General features: G+C 70.5%; 14 protein-coding genes and 1 pseudogene. 3 read left to right on the top strand and 12 right to left on the bottom strand.

Annotation, left to right across the window (positions count from 1 at the left end; translation table 11 throughout):
- Positions 1-23: 23 nt before the first annotated feature.
- Together ACF088_RS32190 and ACF088_RS32185 are read right to left on the bottom strand one after the other, a co-directional pair.
- Positions 24-512, bottom strand: a complete 489-nt coding sequence (locus tag ACF088_RS32190) for a DUF1453 domain-containing protein (RefSeq protein WP_392379406.1) — start codon at positions 510-512, stop codon at positions 24-26.
- A gap of 156 nt (positions 513-668) precedes the next feature.
- Complete coding sequence (locus ACF088_RS32185; RefSeq protein ID WP_392379405.1) at positions 669-2,789, bottom strand: type IIA DNA topoisomerase subunit B; 2,121 nt, start codon at positions 2,787-2,789, stop codon at positions 669-671.
- 446 nt (positions 2,790-3,235) lie between these two features.
- Here ACF088_RS32185 and ACF088_RS32180 point away from each other — a divergent pair, with 446 nt between their 5' ends.
- Entirely contained in the window at positions 3,236-3,466 is a 231-nt protein-coding gene (locus tag ACF088_RS32180) for a hypothetical protein (RefSeq protein ID WP_003981845.1), read from the top strand.
- 122 nt (positions 3,467-3,588) lie between these two features.
- Here ACF088_RS32180 and ACF088_RS32175 read toward each other — a convergent pair whose 3' ends face one another.
- The 6 genes and pseudogenes from ACF088_RS32175 to ACF088_RS32150 all read right to left on the bottom strand — a co-directional run bounded on the left by ACF088_RS32175 (position 3,589) and on the right by ACF088_RS32150 (position 12,991).
- On the bottom strand, positions 3,589-4,398 hold the full coding sequence (locus tag ACF088_RS32175; protein WP_392379404.1) for a serine protease: 810 nt from the start codon (positions 4,396-4,398) through the stop codon (positions 3,589-3,591).
- Positions 4,399-4,534: 136 nt separating this feature from the next.
- Positions 4,535-6,091: an RNA polymerase sigma factor gene (locus ACF088_RS32170; RefSeq protein ID WP_392379403.1), complete on the bottom strand. Its 1,557-nt coding sequence runs from the start codon at positions 6,089-6,091 to the stop codon at positions 4,535-4,537.
- Positions 6,092-6,488: 397 nt separating this feature from the next.
- The gene (locus tag ACF088_RS32165; protein WP_392379402.1) at positions 6,489-7,490 is read right to left on the bottom strand and encodes a FadR/GntR family transcriptional regulator; all 1,002 of its coding nucleotides are present in this window, start codon (positions 7,488-7,490) and stop codon (positions 6,489-6,491) included.
- An 839-nt stretch (positions 7,491-8,329) separates the two neighbouring features.
- Positions 8,330-9,094 (bottom strand): NUDIX domain-containing protein, encoded by a 765-nt coding sequence (locus tag ACF088_RS32160; protein WP_392379401.1) that lies wholly within the window; start codon positions 9,092-9,094, stop codon positions 8,330-8,332.
- A 49-nt stretch (positions 9,095-9,143) separates the two neighbouring features.
- Positions 9,144-11,147: pseudogene (locus ACF088_RS32155) on the bottom strand (glycogen debranching N-terminal domain-containing protein).
- A gap of 215 nt (positions 11,148-11,362) precedes the next feature.
- A complete protein-coding gene (locus ACF088_RS32150; RefSeq protein WP_392379400.1) occupies positions 11,363-12,991 on the bottom strand; it encodes a DUF4192 family protein in 1,629 nt (542 codons plus the stop codon).
- 125 nt (positions 12,992-13,116) lie between these two features.
- Between ACF088_RS32150 and ACF088_RS32145 the strand changes: the two genes are divergently transcribed.
- Both ACF088_RS32145 and ACF088_RS32140 read left to right on the top strand, forming a co-directional pair.
- A complete protein-coding gene (locus ACF088_RS32145; RefSeq protein ID WP_392379399.1) occupies positions 13,117-15,282 on the top strand; it encodes a RecQ family ATP-dependent DNA helicase in 2,166 nt (721 codons plus the stop codon).
- Positions 15,283-15,507: 225 nt separating this feature from the next.
- On the top strand, positions 15,508-16,218 hold the full coding sequence (locus ACF088_RS32140; RefSeq protein ID WP_392379398.1) for a hypothetical protein: 711 nt from the start codon (positions 15,508-15,510) through the stop codon (positions 16,216-16,218).
- Positions 16,219-16,470: 252 nt separating this feature from the next.
- Here ACF088_RS32140 and ACF088_RS32135 read toward each other — a convergent pair whose 3' ends face one another.
- The 4 genes from ACF088_RS32135 to ACF088_RS32120 form a co-directional block, all read right to left on the bottom strand.
- Entirely contained in the window at positions 16,471-17,121 is a 651-nt protein-coding gene (locus tag ACF088_RS32135; protein WP_392379397.1) for a hypothetical protein, read from the bottom strand.
- Between the two features lie 66 nt (positions 17,122-17,187).
- Positions 17,188-17,889, bottom strand: a complete 702-nt coding sequence (locus ACF088_RS32130; RefSeq protein ID WP_392379396.1) for a ribonuclease HII — start codon at positions 17,887-17,889, stop codon at positions 17,188-17,190.
- Between the two features lie 314 nt (positions 17,890-18,203).
- Positions 18,204-19,112, bottom strand: a complete 909-nt coding sequence (locus tag ACF088_RS32125) for an ADP-ribosylglycohydrolase family protein (RefSeq protein WP_392379395.1) — start codon at positions 19,110-19,112, stop codon at positions 18,204-18,206.
- Between the two features lie 11 nt (positions 19,113-19,123).
- Positions 19,124-19,783, bottom strand: coding sequence for a histidine phosphatase family protein (locus ACF088_RS32120; RefSeq protein ID WP_392379394.1), 660 nt, complete (start codon positions 19,781-19,783; stop codon positions 19,124-19,126).
- Positions 19,784-19,839 lie beyond the last annotated feature (56 nt).

The raw sequence follows: 19,839 nt of genomic DNA, 5'->3' as shown, positions 1-19,839 counted from the left end.
CTTTCGAGGGCGCGCGGGGGGCGTCAGCCCGCAACGGGGACACGGTACGTCTGCTGCAGGGCCTGGGCCCGCCAGGTGGTGACACCGGCACGGGTCAGCAGCATCGCCGCAACGGAGAGCATGGTGGCCGCGCTGCCCTGGTGGACCCCCATGGCCGCCGCGATGCCCATGAGACCGAGCCTCAGCACCATGCCGCACAGCCACACACCGGCCGCCGCCCAGCCTCCTTTGCTCCAGACCGCGCCGTCCGCGTCCGTCCAGATGCGTGTCGTCCACGCCCAGCCGACGCCGCAGGCCAGCCCGATAAGGATCTCCACGCCGAGCAGGACGGCGGACGCCGCGTGGTACCCGGGGTCCAGGAGACCGGGCTGCCGCACCGCCAGGACCGTCAGGACGACCGGTATCAGCCACCACTTCTTGCCCTCCGACGAGACACGCTGCGCCGTGAATTGCCGGACGAACACCCATGCAACCGCCGCGGTGATCACAACGATGTTGAGCAAGCCGCTCATGACCTAGGCCCTCCGTGGGACGGGGAATTCGACGTTTCCGACGCTACGGAGCGGTATCGACGGCCGGATCGGAGCCAGGGTGGGGGCCGGGTGGAAATGCCACGGGCGCCCGTCCACCCAGGGGTGGAGAGGCGCCCGTCGGGAGCTGCGGTCCGGTCAGGTGTCGATGCGCGAACGGTCCAGAGTGGACGCGGAGTTGGTGATGAACTCCTTACGGGGGGCGACTTCGTTGCCCATGAGGAGGTCGAAGGCCTTCTCCGCCGCTTCTAGATCGCTGATGTTGATGCGGCGCAGGGTGCGGTGGCGCGGGTCCATGGTCGTCTCGGCGAGCTGGTCGGCATCCATCTCGCCCAGGCCCTTGTAGCGCTGGATGCTGTCCTTGTAGCGGACCTTCTTGCGCTGGAGCTCGAGCAGCGTCTGGCGCAGCTCGTTGTCCGAGTAGGTGTAGATGTACTTTTCCTGACCCTTTTTGGGGTTGATCAGTTCGACCCGGTGCAGCGGCGGGACGGCGGAGAACACCCGGCCCTGTTCGACCATGGGCCGCATGTAGCGCTGGAAGAGAGTCAGCAGCAGGCAGCGGATGTGCGCGCCGTCGACGTCCGCGTCGGCCAGGAAGATGACCTTGCCATAGCGGGCGGTGTCGATGTCGAAGGTGCGACCGGATCCGGCCCCTATGACCTGGATGATGGAGCCGCACTCGGCATTCTTGAGCATGTCCGAAACCGATGACTTCTGGACATTCAGAATCTTGCCGCGGATCGGCAGCAGCGCCTGGAATTCCGAGTTCCGGGCCAGCTTTGCGGTGCCCAGCGCCGAGTCGCCCTCGACGATGAAGAGTTCGCTGCGGTCGACGTCGTCACTGCGGCAGTCCGCGAGCTTGGCGGGCAGCGAGGAGGACTCCAGCGCCGTCTTCCGCCGCTGGGCCTCCTTGTGCTGACGGGCTGCGATGCGCGTCCGGGCCGCGGCGACGATCTTCTCCATGACGGCGCGCGCCTGCTGCTTGTCGTCCCGCTTCGTGGAGGTGAGGAACGACTTGAGTTCCTTGCTCACCACCTGGGCGACGATCCGCGAGGCGGCGGAGGTGCCGAGCACCTCCTTGGTCTGGCCCTCGAACTGCGGCTCCGCGAGTCGTACGGTCACGACGGCGGTGAGGCCCTCCATTGCGTCGTCCTTGACGACATCATCCTCGGCGACGCGCAGCAGCTTGCTCGACCGCAGCACCTCGTTGACCGTCTTGGCGATCGACCGCTCGAAGCCGGAGACGTGGGTGCCGCCCTTGGGCGTCGCGATGATGTTGACGAACGACTTGACCGTCGCGTCGTAGCCGGTGCCCCAGCGCAGCGCGATGTCGACGCCCAGTTCCCGGGTGACCTCGGTGGGTGTCATGTGGCCGCGGTCGTCGAGGACCGGCACGGTCTCCTTGAAGGTGCCCTGGCCGGTCAGCCGGAGCACGTCACAGACGGCCTTGTCCTGCGCGAGGTACTCACAGAATTCGCTGATGCCGCCGTCGTAGCGGAACGTCTCTTCTGTCTTGCCGGCGCCGTCGATGCCCCGCTCGTCGCGGACGACCAGGGTCAGACCGGGTACGAGGAACGCGGTCTGGCGGGCGCGGGCGTGCAGCGTCTCCAGGGAGAGCTTGGCGTCCTTGAGGAAAATCTGCCGGTCGGCCCAGTAGCGCACCCGGGTGCCGGTCTTCGTCTTGGCGATCCGCTTGCCCTTGACCAGGCCGTTGCCCGGGTCGAAGGGGGCGTCGGGGCCCGATTCGGTGAAGATGCCGGGGACGCCGCGACGGAAGCTGATCGAGTGCGTCTTGCTGCTGCGGTCCACCTCGACGTCGAGCCGGGCGGAGAGGGCGTTGACGACCGAGGCGCCGACGCCGTGCAGGCCGCCGGAGGCCGCGTAGGAGCCGCCGCCGAACTTTCCGCCGGCGTGCAGCTTGGTCATCACGACCTCGACGCCACTGAGGCCGGTCTTGGGCTCGACGTCCACGGGGATGCCGCGGCCGTTGTCCCTGACCTCCACCGACCCGTCGTCGTGGAGGATCACCTCGATGTGGTCGCAGTAGCCGCCCAGCGCCTCGTCGACGGAGTTGTCGATGATTTCCCACAGGCAGTGCATCAAGCCGCGACTGTCCGTCGAGCCGATGTACATACCGGGGCGCTTCCGGACGGCCTCGAGCCCCTCAAGGACGAGCAGATGCCGCGCGGTGTAGTTGGAACCGTCCCGGTCTGCCCCGGTCAGCACTGCGGTGGACGGCACGGACATCTCGGCGGTCACGCGGTTCGCTCCTCGCTGAATTTCTGGCAGCCCGCATTCCGCGGACTCGGTTGTGGCGGTGTCGCCCGTCAGAGGGTACCGAGGCCTGGTAGAGCCGATGTGACGCCACCCGTAAGCATGCCCATGGTAGTAGAATTTCGCTCGTACGTTCGATCCCTCGATGGGGTGACGTCCGAGTGACGTGCACATCACGTTCCCTTCGAGGCATGAACCATTTAGGCTCCGGGCACGTCCTCATCAACAACCGGCAAGCCAGCCGGGAGGACAAGAGATCCAACAACCAACGTGAATCAGACCACCACGCAATACGGCTCATTCGCCGCCACCCGGCAGCACCCGGCCTCCTCCGAGAATTTTTTCGAGGAAAAGGCACGAGCGGGAACGTTTTCGGCCTGGTTGGATGTTGACCCTGGTACGACAGCTCGTCGAGCTAGAGAAGAGGCGACGTGACTACTGTTCTGACACCCGCGAGCCCGCTGACGGCCGCTGACCGCTGCGACCGCTGCGGCGCCCAGGCATACCTGCGCGTCGTCCTGATGTCCGGCGGAGAACTGCTCTTCTGCGCCCACCACGGTCGCAAGTTCGAGCCAGAACTCAAGAAGATCGCCGCGGAAATACAGGACGAGACGGAGCGGCTGACCGCTTCTCCGGCGTCCGCGTCCGATGAGGAACGCTGACACTTCGCATCCACGACGAGCGAGCAGCGGCCCAGCGCCGTATCGCGGGCGGTTCCCCGACACCACAGGGGACACCGCCCGCACTCGTACGCCCACGCACGCCTCTCAGCCCCCCGCACCGATCAGCCGGCCCCGTGTGCGGACACCGCCGGGAGAATCGCCGAGGCGCGCGTATAGACCCCGGGGCTGCCCGGCCGACCGCAGCCGGTGCCCCACGACACCAGGCCCACCAGCCGTCCGCGCACGACCAGTGGCCCGCCGCTGTCCCCCTGGCAGGCGTCGCGGCCGCCGAGTGGCTCTCCTGCGCACAGCATCGTTTGCGCCTTGTACGTACCGTCGGCACTGCCCGGATACGCCCGCGCACAGACCGCATCGGGCAGCAGATTGACGTGTGCCGCGCGCAGCCGTGACGCGTAGCTGCCTCCGCCCGTGGTGTCCCCCCAGCCGTAGACCGTGGCCGCATTGCCGGCCCGGTAGGCGCTGTCCTGCCGCCGCGCTATCGGGATGGGCCGGTTCGGGACCGGCTTGTCCAGCGTGAGGACAGCCATGTCACCGTCGTTCGTGTAGCTGTCATAGCGCGGGTTGACCCAGACCTTCGCAGGCTTGAGCTCCTGACCGCCGCCACCGCTGATCTTGTCGCGCCCGACGACGATCCTCAGATCCCGCACTTCCCGCCAGGGGACGCCCAGCACCTCCTTGCTCAGACAGTGCGCCGCCGTTACCACGGTCGAGTGCCCGACGAGCACACCGCCGCAGAACTGCCCGGAGCGCTGGGCCCCGAAGCGCTCATGGGAGGCCAGCGCCACCGCCCAGGGGCTTTGTGACAGCGCTGCGGGCTTACCGCCGATCACCGACTCGTCCGCAGCCGCCGACACCGGCAGGGCGAGGACCAGCGCGAGGGCTCCGAGGGCAGCGTGTGCGGTCGGGCGCATTCGAACTCCTGACTCTGGGACAGTGCGCGCACACTTAGAGTGACCCAAACGGCGGCCCGGCGCACCCCGGACGAGCGCGAGCCCGGTCACTCCAGCTAGGAGTGACCGGGCTCGTGGCGCTCTTGGGGCGGTCGGACTAGTCGAGGTAGTCCCGCAGCACCTGCGAGCGCGACGGGTGACGCAGCTTCGACATCGTCTTCGACTCGATCTGACGGATCCGCTCACGCGTGACGCCGTAGACCTTGCCGATCTCGTCCAGCGTCTTGGGCTGGCCGTCGGTGAGACCGAAGCGCATGGATACGACGCCGGCCTCACGCTCGGACAGGGTGTCCAGGACCGAGTGCAGCTGCTCCTGCAGAAGCGTGAAGCTGACCGCGTCGGCCGGGACGACCGCTTCGGAGTCCTCGATGAGGTCACCGAACTCGCTGTCGCCGTCCTCGCCCAGCGGGGTGTGCAGCGAGATCGGCTCGCGGCCGTACTTCTGGACCTCGATGACCTTTTCGGGGGTCATGTCGAGCTCCTTGGCCAGCTCCTCCGGGGTGGGCTCGCGGCCCAGGTCCTGGAGCATCTGGCGTTGGACACGCGCGAGCTTGTTGATGACCTCGACCATGTGGACGGGGATACGGATCGTACGGGCCTGGTCGGCCATGGCACGGGTGATGGCCTGACGGATCCACCACGTGGCGTAGGTCGAGAACTTGTAGCCCTTGGTGTAGTCGAACTTCTCGACCGCACGGATCAGACCGAGGTTGCCCTCCTGGATCAGGTCCAGGAACAGCATGCCGCGGCCCGTGTACCGCTTGGCCAGGGAGACGACCAGACGGAGGTTGGCTTCCAGGAGGTGGTTCTTCGCCCGGCGGCCGTCCTCGGCGATGATCTCCAGCTCACGCTTGAGCTTCGGCGCGAGCTTGTCGGAGTTCGCCAGCTTGTCCTCGGCGAACAGACCCGCCTCGATGCGCTTGGCGAGCTCCACTTCCTGCTCGGCGTTGAGGAGCGGGACCTTACCGATCTGCTTGAGGTAGTCCTTGACCGGGTCGGCGGTGGCGCCGGCCGCGGCGACCTGCTGTGCCGGGGCGTCGTCCTCGTCGTCGTCGGACAGGACGAAACCGGCGTTCTCCGCGCCCTCGGCGACCTCGGGAGCGTCGCCCTTGCCGGGCGCCGGGGCCTCCTCGGTCACCTCGTCGTCGAGCAGCTCGTCGACGTCCTTCTTGGACGCGGTCTTCTTGGCGGTGGCCTTCTTGGCCGTGGCCTTCTTCGCGACAGCCTTCTTGGCGGTCGCCTTCTTCGCCGCTGCCTTCTTTGCAGGCGCGGACTCGGACTCATCGGCCGACGGGTCCGCCACAGGGGCGGGGGCCGCGGCGGTGGTCTTCTTGACCGTGGCGGCCTTGGCCGCGACGGTCTTGGTGGCGGTGCGCTTCGCCGGACTCTTCGCTGCGACGCTCTTGCGGGTGCGCTTGGGCGCCTCTGCGGCACTGACCATCAGCGTCACACCCTCCTCGTCGAGGATCTGGTTGAGGCTGCGCAGAACGTTCTTCCACTGGGTTGGCGGAATCTGGTCAGCCTCGAAGGCCCGACGCACGTCATCGCCGGCGATCTGCCCATCTGCCTTTCCCCGCTCGATGAGCGCCATCACAGACTCGGACTCGGCGATCTCCGGCGGGAGCGTACGGGATGTGCTGGCCGACACGAACAACCTCTCGGAACGATGGAAACGGCTTCCGACCCCGTCCACTGTGGATCGGAGCCGACGACCGCCGGTAGGGATGGACCGACGGCGCAGGGGCAACCGGGGAGTTGAACAGCGTCACGAACGCCGCTCGTATTCCCTCCTCGGCTATCACCTCTTAAGTCATCGCGCTTCCCGGAAGAGCGTTACGCCCAAACTGCGTGGCCCGAGTCACACCCCATAACGACCCATTCCCAGTCATATGACATGCAATCCTCCCAAGACCTGTCGCCGGATCCGGTCGATGACGCGGATCCGGCGATATCTCTGCGCCTCGCCGCGTACGGCGTGCCCTGCTCCGAGGGGTGCGCAGGGCACGGGGCCGCGCGGCGCCTACGGTCCGTACACGGTCGGGTACGGGCCTTCAGTGCTCGCGGGGCGCGGGGACGACGTGATCCACGGGCGTCCCGGAGCCCTGGCCGCCGACCTCGCCGTGGGCGGCGAGGAGCTGGCGCATCGCGGATTCAGCCGCCGTGGCGTCGCCCGAGCCAATGGCGTCGACGACCCGCATGTGCTGTCCCACGGATGTCTCGACCGGACGCTCGCAGCCGCTACCGGGACCGCCGGAGACATGCAGGGCGGCGGAGACGATGCCCGAGAGGTGCTCGAGCATGCGGTTGCCGGCGAGCTGCAGCAGCAGCGAGTGGAACTCGGCGTCGGCGCGGGAGAAGGTCATGGTGTCGCCCTGGGCCGCGGAGTGACCCATGATCTCGACCATGTCGGCCAGCCGCTGCTGGATGTCCTCACGGCCGTGCCCGGCGGCGAGGCGGGCGGCGAGGGGCTCGATCGTCCACCGCAGCTCACAGAGCTCACGACGCTGGTCGTCACGCTGAGGTCCGTAGGCCCGCCACTCGATGATGTCGGGGTCGAGGAGGTTCCAGTCGCTGACCGGGCGCACTCGGGTGCCCACGTTCGGGCGAGCGCTGACGAGGCCCTTGGCCTCGAGGACTCGCAGCGACTCACGGACGACGGTGCGGGAGACCTCGAAGCGCTGGCCGATCTCCTCGGGGACGAGCGGACGGTCGGCTCCGAGATCCCCGGAGACGATCATCTGGCCGAGCTGTTGGACGAGTTGACCGTGCAGGCCGCGGCCGCGGCTGCCGGCGGCGCGGCGGCCGACCCGGCCGATGTCGGGCTCGGAGCTGTCCCAGACCTGCGAAACGCGCTCGGCACGGTCATGGCCGGCTGCGTTGTTGGCGTTCGCGGCGTTGGCGGCGTTCGCGTAGGGGTAGCGGTCAAGCTCGCCCGGGCCTGCGAGGCCGGTGTCGCCGGGGCGAGCCGCGGTCATCATGGTGTGCGCAAGGGTACTCACGCATCTTTTGTCGGCGACACCCTGAACACCCTTGAGGTCTTTGGTGAAAAGCACACGAAAGGGTGATCGCCCCCCATCCTCGAATTGACGCTTTATCGGAAAGAAATGCGCTCTCCATGGCGAGTTGTGGACAGCAGCCACAACAACAGGGCGCCAAAATATATGCCTTACTCGATCAGCGAACGAAGCCGCTCAGCACCGCGAGCACATTTCCGCAGACCAGACCGGTCGTCGACAACATCGGTGCGCTGCCTACGGGTTGGCGCGCGAGCCACATCACGAACAGGTGCGTCTTGGTCGATTGCGAAGGGGTGCTTGACGCGGCCGCCGGCCGGCAGATCACACCCCCGGTTGAGGGCCATGACGGTCCCCGCCGGCAATCCCGTTGCGACGGAACGGAATGCATCGAAGGTCGATAATCCGGCCTGGACCCGGCCGTTCAACACCCCCGCCCAACTGGCAGCGAGAACAGGGCACTCGATACGGCCCACGCGATAAGGGCAATCGCGGAGCCCTCGGACGCCTCATGGAAGCCCAGGGGGAACGGAGAGGGCACCGGCTCGCCGGACGGACAGTCACGGCCGGACGGGCAGTCGCCACCCGGACCGGCGGGACGCTAGCGGGGCGGCGGTGCGGGCGGGCGGTGCTGCACGACCGGCGGCACCGACCGTGGCCGGACGCGGCCCACGAAGTCCGCCGGACGACCCGGCGGCGCAAGGCACCGCACCACTGACGGGGCGTGAGGCCGGTCGGGAGCTTCCTTGAGTACGAAGGGACTCACCCGGCCACAGTACCGCTATATGTCCTATTTTCCCGTAATTGTGCAATTTGACGGTTCATCGCGTCACTGCGGGTGAACTTCAGCCCCGCAGTGCCGTGACCGCTGTCCGGGCTCAGACCTCGGGCCGCAGCATCGGCGGATTGAGCAGCGTCGCCCCACCGGCTCGGAACAACTGTGCGGGACGGCCGCCCTGACGCGTCGTCGTGCCGCCTGTGGGGACCAGGAACCCAGGGGTGCCGGTGACCTTGCGGTGGAAGTTCCGGGGATCCAGGGCGACGGCCCAGACCGCCTCGTACACCCGGCGCAGCTCACCCACGGTGAACTCCGGCGGGCAGAAGGCGGTGGCGAGCGAGGAGTATTCGATCTTCGAGCGGGCGCGCTCCACACCGTCGGCGAGGATCCGGGCGTGGTCGAAGGCCAGCGGAGCCGCAAGCTCGCCCTCGCGGGTGAGGGCGTCGTCCTGCTCCAGGAGAGTCTCCACGGGCGCCCAGCGCGCGCTGTGGGCATCGCCGCCGGCCGTGGGCGCGGGCAGGTCGGGGGCGAGTACCAGGTGCGCGACACTGACGACCCGCATCCGGGGGTCCCGCTTGGGGTCGCCGTAGGTGGCGAGCTGTTCGAGGTGTGCGCCGGACACGGGGGACGGGCCGGCCGGGGACTGGGCGTGCAGACCGGTCTCCTCGGCGAGCTCCCGGGCGGCCGCGGCCTCGAGGTCCTCATCGCCCCGGACGAATCCGCCGGGCAGGGCCCAGCGGCCCTGGAACGGCGGCTCACCGCGGCGCACGGCCAGCGCGCACAGGGCGTGGCGGCGCACGGTGAGCACGACCAGATCGACGGTGACGGCGAAGGGCGGGAAGGCCGACGGGTCGTAGGGAGGCATGGGCGTGATCATAGTCGTCCCCTTGACGATAAACAGGCCCCGGAGCACCTCACGAACCCAGCTGCAGGCCTTCTGCCGCCGTCTCCACCATCCCCATGCCGAGTCTGCTGATCCGTACGCCGAAGGGCTGCTCGGCGACGCACAGACCGGTGAGCTGCATCGCGCCGAGCGGGGCGGTCCCGAGCGGCCGCACGGACACGGTCCCGGCGGGGACGTCCGGGCGCAGCCCCGCAAGCGCGACGAGTATGTGGACCGCGGCGCCCGCCGCCACGGCAGCGGGGCGACAGGCCGCCGGATGCGGCACGGGGGCGCCACCCGCGGTGCGCTGCTCGCCTGCGTACATCTCGGGGAGCCGGTACCCGAAGCTGTCCGCGGCGTCGAGCACTCCTTTGATCAGGGCGCCGGCTGCCTGCTCGTGGCCGGCTGCGGCCAGGCCGGCGGCGGCGACCGCCGTCTCGTGGACACGGACCGCGCCGCTGCGGTGACCGAAGGGGTTGTAGCCGCTCTCCTTGGCGCTCAGCCCGCGCAGACCCCACCCCGAGTCCATGGCCGGGCCGGCCAGCAGTCCGGCCAGCCGGTCGGTCTGTGCCGCGTCCAGCAGGCCGGGCGCCGGAGTCCCGCCACCGAGCAGACCGGTGTCGAGGAGATGGGCGGTGGTGGAGCCGAAGTGCGGGACGGGCCGGCCGTCTGCGGTGAGCAGGGCGACGGGGCGGCCGCCGGCCGGGCCCTCCAGCCAGAAGTCCCTGCGGAAGCGGGCGCGCAGGTCGGCCGCCCAGTCCCGCAGGGCCGCCGCGTCGGATGACCGGGTGGCATCGAGGAGGTCGGCGCCCAGGAGAGCGGCGCGATGGGCATGAGCCTGGGTCTCGCAGCGGTACGGTCCGCCGGGCCCGGGATCGGGGACGTAGCCGCTGCGGCCCCCACCCGTTGGGTCGGTGACCCTCCTCAGCCACGTCAGGCAACGCTCCGCGGCGGGCAGCAGCCGCTCCGTCTCCTGTGGGGGCAGGCCCCAGCGGCAGGCCTCCGCGAGAACGGCGGGGAACAGAAGGGTTGCCTCGATGCCGGTGCAGCTCGGTGGGGAGTGCGGCCCGGCGTCCCGCAGGGCGCCGGGAATTCGGCCGAAATCCGCTCCTGGCGCGGCTTGTTGGCTACGGGCGAGCACGCGCAGCGTGCCTGCGGCGAGTTTTGTGCCCAAGGGCAGCAGCATCCGGGCGGTCCACAGCGCCTCGACCGGTGCAAGGCCGCAACGCCACGGGAATCCGCCGGCGACATACTTGTCCGTGACGGCGGCCGGGTCCCGCATCACCAGGCCGTGGAGATCGTCGAGGCTGCTCGCCATGAGGGCATCGGCCCGGCGGTCGTCACATTCCAGCCGCGCCGCCGTCCAGGGGCGCGGTGGCCGGTCGCTGCGCGTTCGCAGGGCGACCGCCCCCGTGCGTGGCGCAGGGATGCGGGCGTCGGCTGCACGCCTGTGGTGGTCCAAGGGTCCGCCCGGTCTGCCCGGCTCGTACTCCAGCGAGGTGCGCAGCTCGATACTGCGGTGGCCGCCGGCCGGCAGCTCGAGTTCCCAGCGCAGCAGGCCCGCCGAGGCCAGCGCGTCCTCGGGCGGGGGCGTCGCGCAGGCCACCGCGTGCACCCCGGTCCCGGACTAGCGGAGCCCGGCACCGTGGACAGTGGCCCGCAGTTCGGGGCCCGGGAGGCCGGCGGCGATGGCTCCGAGCTCCGCGAGGTCCGTACCCAGCCGGATCTCGACCGCCAACCGGACGGGCCGCGTGGCACTGCTGCGGAACGTGATCTGCTCGGTGCCGTCGGCGGATCGCAGCCGTTCCAGGCGGATCTCCGGGTCCGGCCCCCGCTCTCCGGCCCTGCGGATCGTCCCGATGAACCGGGCCCGGTCAGCGCCGGTCAACCGCCCTTGGACGACAAGCGGCTCGTCGCCCGCGACCCACAGTTCGCAGCGGGACAGAACCCGTCGGCCGTCGCGGTAGAAGCCGTCCATGCCGCGGCCGGTCAGCTGCCCCGACGCCGGGGACACGGCGAGGGCCGGGAGAGCCATACAGACGAGTGAGGAGTGGACGGGTTGGGGTTGCGGGGCCCGGGACGGAGCCGGGTACCGCTCTCCGGGGAACCGGTGGGCCGGTCGAGTGGTGGGGACGATTCCTGGCACCTGGTGCGCTCCCTGATGAGGTCGGGGCTCCGTACTGGCTGCTCCACTCGGGTGAACGGCCCGGCCGGCGCACAGGTCACGCCGGCCGGGCCACGACGGCACGGTCACCGTCGGCTCCGGTCACCGTCCCGTCCGGCCCGGCGCCTGCCGCGCCCGTCGGTCGTACGGGTGCCGGGGCCCGTACCGCCGCGCGGTCCGCGGGGGCGGGTGCCCGGTCCGGGCCGGCTCGGCCCGGGGCGCTTCGTGGACTGCGGCGCCTTCTTGGCGGCGGGCGCGGCTGCGCTCACCGCCTCTCGGTGCTGCTCACGCAGGCAGCGGCGCAGCGGCTCCGGGTCGAGGCCTTCGTTGATGGCGCGGTGCAGCAGCTGGGCGAAGGTGTAGTCGGGGTCGAGGGCCAAGGCGCGGCTGAGGGCGACGCGCGCCGAGGGCCCGTCCTCGGTCGACCAGCAGACCCAGCCGGCGAGGGTGAGGGGTGCCACCGCGTGTTCGACATAGCCGCCGGCACAGCGGCGGGCGAGGGCACGCCAGAGCCGAAGGGCCGGCGCGGCGGCGGAACCGTCCATCCACTCCGCTGCCCGGTCGCGGGTGACCCGGTCCTGGAGGCCGAGGATGAGATCGGCGGCCTCGGCATCGGTGATCAGCGCGTCGTCACAGGCGTCCCTGGCCCGGTTGCTGCCCGAGGGGGTGTCCTGGCGGAACCGGTGGATCATGGCGCCGGCCAGGTCGAGGGTGTCCCGGCGGACGGCCGCTGCGCCGTCCCGCCGGAGCATGCGCGGAACCAGCGCGCCGGCGGCCGCGTCCAGCGCCTTCTCCTGTTCGACGGCCCGCGGCCCGGTGCGGGCCGTGAGCCGCGCCTCCATCTCCTTGAGGGAGCCGCGCACCTGCATTCCCGCGTAGGCGGCGGCCGCGGCCATCACGGACGTGCCCGGCATGACCAGGGGTGTGCCCTCCGCGGGGCAGCACCGGAAGTCGGGGCAGCAGTAGGACCAGAAATGGCCACTGGAGAGGCACAGAGCCTCCAGAACCGGTACGTCGAGCGTGCCGCAGGCAGTGCGCAGCCGCTGTGCGAGGGGGCGGAGACGGTCCTTGACGTCCTTGCCGCTCTCCCCCGCCGCCGGCTCCTGGCAGAGGTAGACGATGATCGCCGCGGGACGGGCGTCCCGCTCCTGGCCTGCGGAGATCAGGCACTCGGCGAGCTGGTCGGCGACGTCCGGCCACTGCGCGGTATCGGTGGGGATGCCGATCCTGACCCGGCCGCCGAAGCGTCCGCGTTCGCCGTTCAGCGCGACCATCACGATGCTGTCATCGGGATAGAAACCCATCAAATACGGCAGGGCGTCGGCGAGCTCGGCCGGGCCGCGCAGGGTGACCTGGGCATCGGCGGAAGGGGCCTTGGGTGCATCGGAAGTGGCGGAGGAGTGGGAGGGGCGGGACGGGATGGACGGGGCCGTGGAGTCGGTGAGGCTGGACGGGGTCGAGGGGGCGATGGGGTCGGAGGGGGAGGAGGGAGTGGAAGGACCGGTGGCTTCTGCGGGAGCTGGCGGGCCGACCGGGTCGGTGGGCACCGTGGGGCCGGAGGTTGCGGATGCGCTGGGCGGGTCGGCGGGGGCCTGTGGCTCCGGCGTACGGGGAGGGCGCGGAGAGTTCGGGGGGTTCGCGGCGGAGGAGTCGGAGGACGCGGGGGTGGAGTGGATGTCGCCGATGCGCTTGCTCGGTTCGCTGTGCGGATTCATGGCTCGAAGATCCCGCGGCCGGCCGCTGCGCCGCGACCCCTGTGGATAACTCTCGGGCGGCGAGGTTATCCACAGCTTCGGGCGGGCGTTCGCGCGTTGTCAGTGGCATCGGGTTGCATGGGGGCATGAGCAACGAAGATCTGCGTGCCGCAGCCGACGCCGTCCTGACCCGCCTCGTCGGGGACCCCGGCGGCGAGGCCAGGCTGCGCGAGGATCAGTGGCGAGCCATCGAGGCGCTGGTCGCCGACCATCGCCGCGCGCTGGTCGTACAGCGCACGGGCTGGGGCAAGTCCGCGGTCTATTTCGTCGCGACGGCGCTGCTGCGCGAGCGCGGCAGCGGACCGACCGTGATCGTCTCCCCACTGCTCGCACTGATGCGCAATCAGGTCGAGGCAGCCGCGCGGGCGGGAATCCGTGCCCGCACGATCAACTCCGCCAACACCGAGGAGTGGGACACCGTCCAGGCCGAGGTGGCGGCGGGCGACGTGGATGTCCTGCTGGTCAGCCCCGAGCGGCTCAACAACCCCGACTTCCGCGATCAGGTGCTGCCCAAGCTCGCGGCGGCGACCGGTCTGCTGGTGGTCGACGAAGCGCACTGCATCTCCGACTGGGGCCATGATTTCCGGCCGGATTACCGGCGGCTGCGCACCATGCTCGCCGATCTCCCGCCCGGTGTGCCCGTGCTCGCCACCACCGCCACGGCCAACGCGCGGGTGACCGCCGATGTCGCCGAACAGCTCGGCACGGGCGAGGGCTCCACCGAGGCGCTGGTGCTGCGCGGGCCGCTGGACCGGGAGAGCCTGAGCCTGGGCGTCCTCCCGCTGCCGGACGCCGCGCACCGGCTCGCCTGGCTTGCCGATCATCTGCACGAGCTGCCGGGCTCGGGGATCATCTATACGCTCACCGTTGCCGCCGCCGAGGAGGTCACGGCGTTCCTGCGCCATCGGGGGCACACGGTCTCCTCGTACACCGGCAAGACGGAGAATGCCGACCGCCAGCAGGCCGAGGACGATCTGCTCGGCAACCGCGTCAAGGCACTGGTGGCGACCTCGGCGCTGGGCATGGGCTTCGACAAGCCCGACCTGGGGTTCGTGGTGCACATGGGCTCGCCGTCGTCCCCCATTGCCTACTACCAGCAGGTGGGCCGGGCAGGGCGTGGGGTCAAGCACGCCGAGGTGCTGCTGCTGCCGGGGCGGGAGGACGAGGCCATCTGGAAGTACTTTGCCTCGCTGGCTTTTCCGCCCGAGGAGCAGGTGCGGCGGACCCTGGACGTCCTGGCGGCCGCCGGCCGTCCGGTTTCGCTGCCGGCTCTGGAACCACAGGTCGAGCTGCGCCGCTCACGCCTGGAGATCATGCTCAAGGTGCTCGATGTGGACGGCGCCGTGCAGCGCGTCAAGGGCGGGTGGACATCCACCGGCCGACCGTGGTCGTACGACGCCGAGCGCTATGCGTGGGTGTCTCGCCAGCGCGAGGCCGAACAACAGGCCATGCGGGAGTACGCCACCACGACGGGCTGCCGGATGGAGTTCCTACGGCGGCAGTTGGACGACGAGGCGGCCGTGGCGTGCGGCCGCTGCGACAACTGCGCGGGGGCACGGTTCACCGCCGAGGTGTCCGCCGTATCGCTGGATGCGGCGCGCGGTGAGCTGGGGCGGCCCGGGGTGGAAGTGGAGCCGCGGCGGATGTGGCCGACCGGGCTGCCGGCCGTCGGCGTCGATCTCAAGGGGCGTATCCCGGCAGGTGAGCTGGCGGCGACCGGCCGGGCCCTGGGCCGGCTCTCCGACATCGGGTGGGGCAACCGCCTCCGGCCGATGCTCGCAGCACAGGCGCCGGACAGCCCGGTCCCCGACGATGTGGCGGCCGCGGTGGTCACCGTGCTCGCCGACTGGGCCAAGGGACCCGGTGGTTGGGCCTCGGGTGCAGCGGATGCACCGGGCCGCCCGGTGGGCGTCGTCGCGCTCTCCTCGCGCAGCCGCCCGCAGCTGATCCGGTCCCTGGCCGAGCGGATCGCCACGGTAGGCCGTATGCCGTTCCTGGGCACGGTGACCTCGATGGACGACGGCGTCGACGGCAGGATTCCGCGCAGCAACAGTGCCCAGCGGCTGCGGGGGCTGCACGGTTCGCTGGGCGTTCCTCCGGAGCTGGCGCAGGCACTGGCATCGGCGGCCGGCCCCGTGCTGTTGGTGGACGACTACGCCGATACCGGCTGGACACTGGCCGTGGCCGCCCGGCTGTTGCGCCGGGCAGGGGCAGCGGAGGTGTTCCCACTGGTCCTGGCCGTCCAGGGCTAGGAGCGGACGGCATTGCCCCGACACGGCGCCGGGAAGGGACATTTACCCCTCCCCGGGCGATTCCGGTCGTGGGCAGGAATTGCTCGTTGCCGCATGCCTGTGCGGCAGCAAGAATTGGAGTTGCTTCCCCGTACCGGCCGTCCGTGGTCAGGCAGGGCCATGCCGTGGTGCGTACCCGCGCACGGCCACCGCCCGACATGCGAACGCGTAGACGATGGGAGGAACGTGTCTTTCGGCTTCGCCCCGCCCCCGCAGGTGTCCCCGCCTCCGTCCGCCGATTCCGCCGCCCGACTGGGCCGGATGCTGGAGCCCGCCGAATGGGCCTCGGCCGGTATCCCGTTGCTGCGCAATCCCCGTGAGATCGTCACCGGCCTGCACGACCGTCATCGACCGGTGCCGTCGACGGCCATCGTCGCGGTGCTCGACACCCATGAGCGGGTGACGGCCAGCGCCTCCTTCACCGAGCTCACGGCCGCTCCCGACGGCTGGGAGTTCCGCAATGTACTGCTGGCGCATCTGCGCCGGGTCATCCCGCACGACCTGCGGCTGCGTGCCCCGGTCCGGACCGCCGTGCTGCTCTACTGCCGTGCGGGCGAGCCCCTTTGGACGGAGACGGACGGGGCGTGGATGTGGGGGCTGCGCGATGCCTGCACCCTGCACGGGCTCCGCTGCGGGGCGTACATCACACTGACCCCGGACCGCTGGCAGGTGCTGGGAGAGGGCCGGGGCGGGCGCCGCCCCAGGTCGTCGTCCGTGAACAAGCCGGTCACGGAGTCACGCCGTACAGGGGCAGGGCCCCCGGAGAAACGTCGCACGACGGCACCTGCGGAGGCGCCGCACACGGCCGCGAATCTTCCCGTCGCCCGCGGCCGACCGGTCCCGCGGCGCACGGGAGGCGGCGCCCCGGAAGCCCATCGGCACACGGCAGCACGCTGAGCGGACCGAGTGGGCCTACGTCCGGCTTCCGTGAGCCGGCGGAAACAGGGCTCCCCACCGGGCGCTCCGGCCCACACCGCAGACGGCTCATCCGCTCGGCGTGCCGGTCCCCAGCAGGAGACGGACCGCCTCGCCCCGTACAGCCGCGCCCCTCCCCCGCCGAAGCGCGGGGCGTCCGGACCTCGTTCGGACGGGAACGCAAGCGAGCCCGACGGCCTCGGGGGCCGACGGGCTGTTGCGAACCGGCAGCGGTCAGGCGGGGGCGCCGAGAACGGTATTGATCTGCTGCGGGTCGCCGCAGACGATCAGCAGCGCTCCGGCACGGGCCATCGCCGCGGGCAGCGCCTGCGCGGTGACCTCGTCCGTACCGCCGTTGACGGCGACGACCACGACGGGCCGGCCGGTGGCACGCCCGGCTCCGGCGTCCGCGTAGAACACATCGTCCGCGGCGTCGTGTTGGGCCCAGTAGGACGCTTCGCCGAAGGACAGTTCATGTGCGGCCCACGGATGCGTTTCGCCGGTGGTCAGCACCAGGATGTCGCCCGGCGCACGGCCGGAGTCCAGCAGCAGGTCGACAGCCTCGTCGGCGGCGTCGACAGCGCCGGCGGCAGGTGCCGGGATCAGCTGGAGCTGTGCTCCCGCGGCGGTGCCGGTCTTGCCGGCGGGCGGCTGCGGGGAGCTGGTGCGCTGCGCCGGCGGAGCGGCGACAGGCCCACGCGGCGGGGCAGCAGGTCCGGGCTTGCCCGGACGGACACTGGACGCGGGAGCGCCACGCGGTGGCGCGGGGCGGGGACCGGGACCAGGAACGGGACGGGGGGTCGGCGCGGTGCGGCCGGCGGCCGGAGTTGCGCGGGGACCCGGGACACTCTCGTGAATCTGAGGCTCCTCGGGGATGAGAGGCATAAAGGGATGTCTATCAAACGTAAGTGCGGAACACGTCATCGGGTACCGAATTGATGTCCGTACCGCTCAGAAATCGAAGCCGAGTTGGCCACCGGCTTCCAGAGCGGCTGCTTCGGGGGTGATGCGCACCTTCTTCAGATGCCGCCAGCGGGGCAGGGCATCCATGTAGGACCACGACACTCGGTGGTGCGGCGTAGGACCGTACTCCTCCAGGGCAATGCGATGGGTCGGCGAGGGATAGCCTGCGTTGGCCGCGAAGTCGAAGTCGGCGTAGACCAGGCCCAGTTCGGCCATCATCGCGTCGCGTCGCACCTTGGCGATCACGGACGCGGCGGCGACCGCGATACAGGACTGGTCGCCCTTGATGACCGTGCGGACCCGCCATGGCGCGCCCAGGTAGTCGTGCTTGCCGTCGAGAATGATCGCGTCCGGCCGGACCGGCAGCGCCTCCAGGGCGCGTACGGCCGCGAGCCGCAGGGCTGCGGTCATGCCCAGTTCGTCGATCTCCTCCGGCGAGGAGTGCCCCAGGGCGTACGACGTGACCCACGTGCCGAGCACCTCACACAGTTCGGTGCGGCGCTTGGGGGTCAGAAGCTTGGAATCGGTGAGTCCGTCGGGCGGCCGGCGCAGGCCGGTGATGGCTGCGCAGACGCTGACCGGACCGGCCCACGCTCCGCGCCCGACCTCGTCGACACCTGCAACGATCTTGGCGCCCGTAGTGGCGCGCAGTGATCGCTCGACGGAATGGGTGGGGGGCTCGTACGGCATGGCGCCAGCAAGGTTACGCCTATTCGGCCCAGCCGTCCGCACCGGATCCCCACCTGGTGGCAAACGGTGTGGGCAACTGTGTGAGCAGCATGCGAACAGGACCCTTCGGTTCCGCTACCGATGGGTATGCACAAGCAGACCGGGGCGCGGCGCGGCCGCCGCGGAACGCCGCCGTCCCCTCACCCGGGGCGGGACCGTTTGGGGCGAAGTCGCCGTCCGGCACCGCCTGTTGAAGGGCGTCGGGAAGACGCGGCGGACAGGCGGTGCACGTCGCAGCAAGGCGAGGAGGCCGGCGGCGAGACGGAGTGATGTGATCAGTCGGCGAGGACGGGCGTCCATGACGGGAGCGGCTCGGTGCCCTCCAGCCACGCCTCGGGCGGGTTGCCGTCGCGGCCGGCGGCGACGATGCCGCCGACGATGGCGCAGGTGGTGTCCACATCGCCGCCCGCCTGAGCGGTCGTCCAAAAAGCCCGCTCGTAGTTGCCCAGATGCCGGGCAGCGGCCCAGAGCGTGAACGGCACGGTGTCGTGGGCGCTGGTGCGCCGCCCGCAGCCCAGGACGGCGGCGACGGTGCCGGAGTCGGCGTAGTCGAGCATGTCGCGGGCGCGGCGCAGCCCGGCTTGTACGGCGCTGCGCGGGATCAGCTCCAGCACGCCGTCCAGCAGTTGTTCGGGACCGGTGTCACGGCTCGGGTCGGCCACCAGGGCGGCAGCGGCGGCGACGGCCATGGCGCCGACGACGGCCTCACGGTGCTGGTGGGTGGTGTAGGCGGAGATCTCCGCCTGGTGAGTGGCCTGCTCGGGGTCGTCGGCGTACCAGGCGCCGAGGGGGGCGATGCGCATGGCCGCTCCGTTACCCCACGAACCCTGGCCGTTGAAGAGCCCCGCCGCCAGCTCGCGCCAGTCGCCGCCCTCGCGAATCAGCCGCAGCATGCGGTTGACGGCCGGGCCGTAACCACGGTCGAAGTCATGGTGGTCGGCGAAGGAACGCGCGAGTGCGTCCTGGTCGACCCGGCCATGGGCGGTGAGCACGGTCAGGACGGAGCAGGCCATCTCGGTGTCGTCGGTCCACTGCCAGGGAGAAGGGGGCAGCGTGCGGCGCTTGAGCGAGGGGTAATGGGCAGGGACGAAGAACTGGGATCCGAGCGCATCACCCACGGAAAGGCCGCGCAAGCTCGCCAGAGCTCGCGCACAGCGGTCTGCGTCACGGCGGTCGGGGTTCATCGCTGTGCACTCTAACCGGTGACGCCATAAGGCTCGGGTACACACCAGCGCGCGAACTGCCGGTCGAGGGTGTAGCGGCCGTCCGGGCCGAGCAACAGGGTGCGCCATTCCGCGTTGCCCGGATTGGACAGCGACTCGAAATCGGCCACCGTCCAGTGGAACCACCGCATACAGAACAGCCGCATGGTGAGACCGTGCGTGACGATGAGGACGTTCGGCGGGTGATTCGGGTCCTCGAAGCTGCGCCAAAGGCTCTCCAGGAACGCCCCGACCCGGTCGTAGACATCCGCGCCGGACTCGCCCTGGGCGAAGCGGTAGAAGAAGTGGCCGTAGGCGTCACGGTAGGCCTTCTGCCGTCGCACGTCGTCGCGGTCCTGCCAGTTCCCCCAGTCCTGCTCGCGCAGCCGGGGCTCCTCGCGCACCCGGATCTTGGCCGGGTCGAGACCGAGCGCGCGGAAGGTCTGGTGGGTGCGGCGGTAGGGCGAGACATAGCCGGAGATCCGCTCCTCGCCGAACATCTCGCGCAGCGGGCCACCGGCCTCCTTCGCCTGCCGCAGCCCGGTCTCGGTGAGGGCGAGCGCGTGATCGGGCTCCCGTTCGTACACGGTGTCGTCGACATTCCCCGCCGACTCTCCATGGCGGATGAGGACGATGCGTCGGGGCCGAGCCATGCCGCCAGCCTAAATCTCCTGCTTTGCACCTGCCGCACACGGCCGAACCGCAACAG

It is taken from the genome of Streptomyces sp. NPDC015125, assembly GCF_043080045.1.
In the GTDB taxonomy this organism is placed as follows: domain Bacteria; phylum Actinomycetota; class Actinomycetes; order Streptomycetales; family Streptomycetaceae; genus Streptomyces.
The sequence above is the reverse complement of the archived record's forward strand: the minus strand, read 5'-3'. Positions and strand labels throughout refer to the sequence as shown.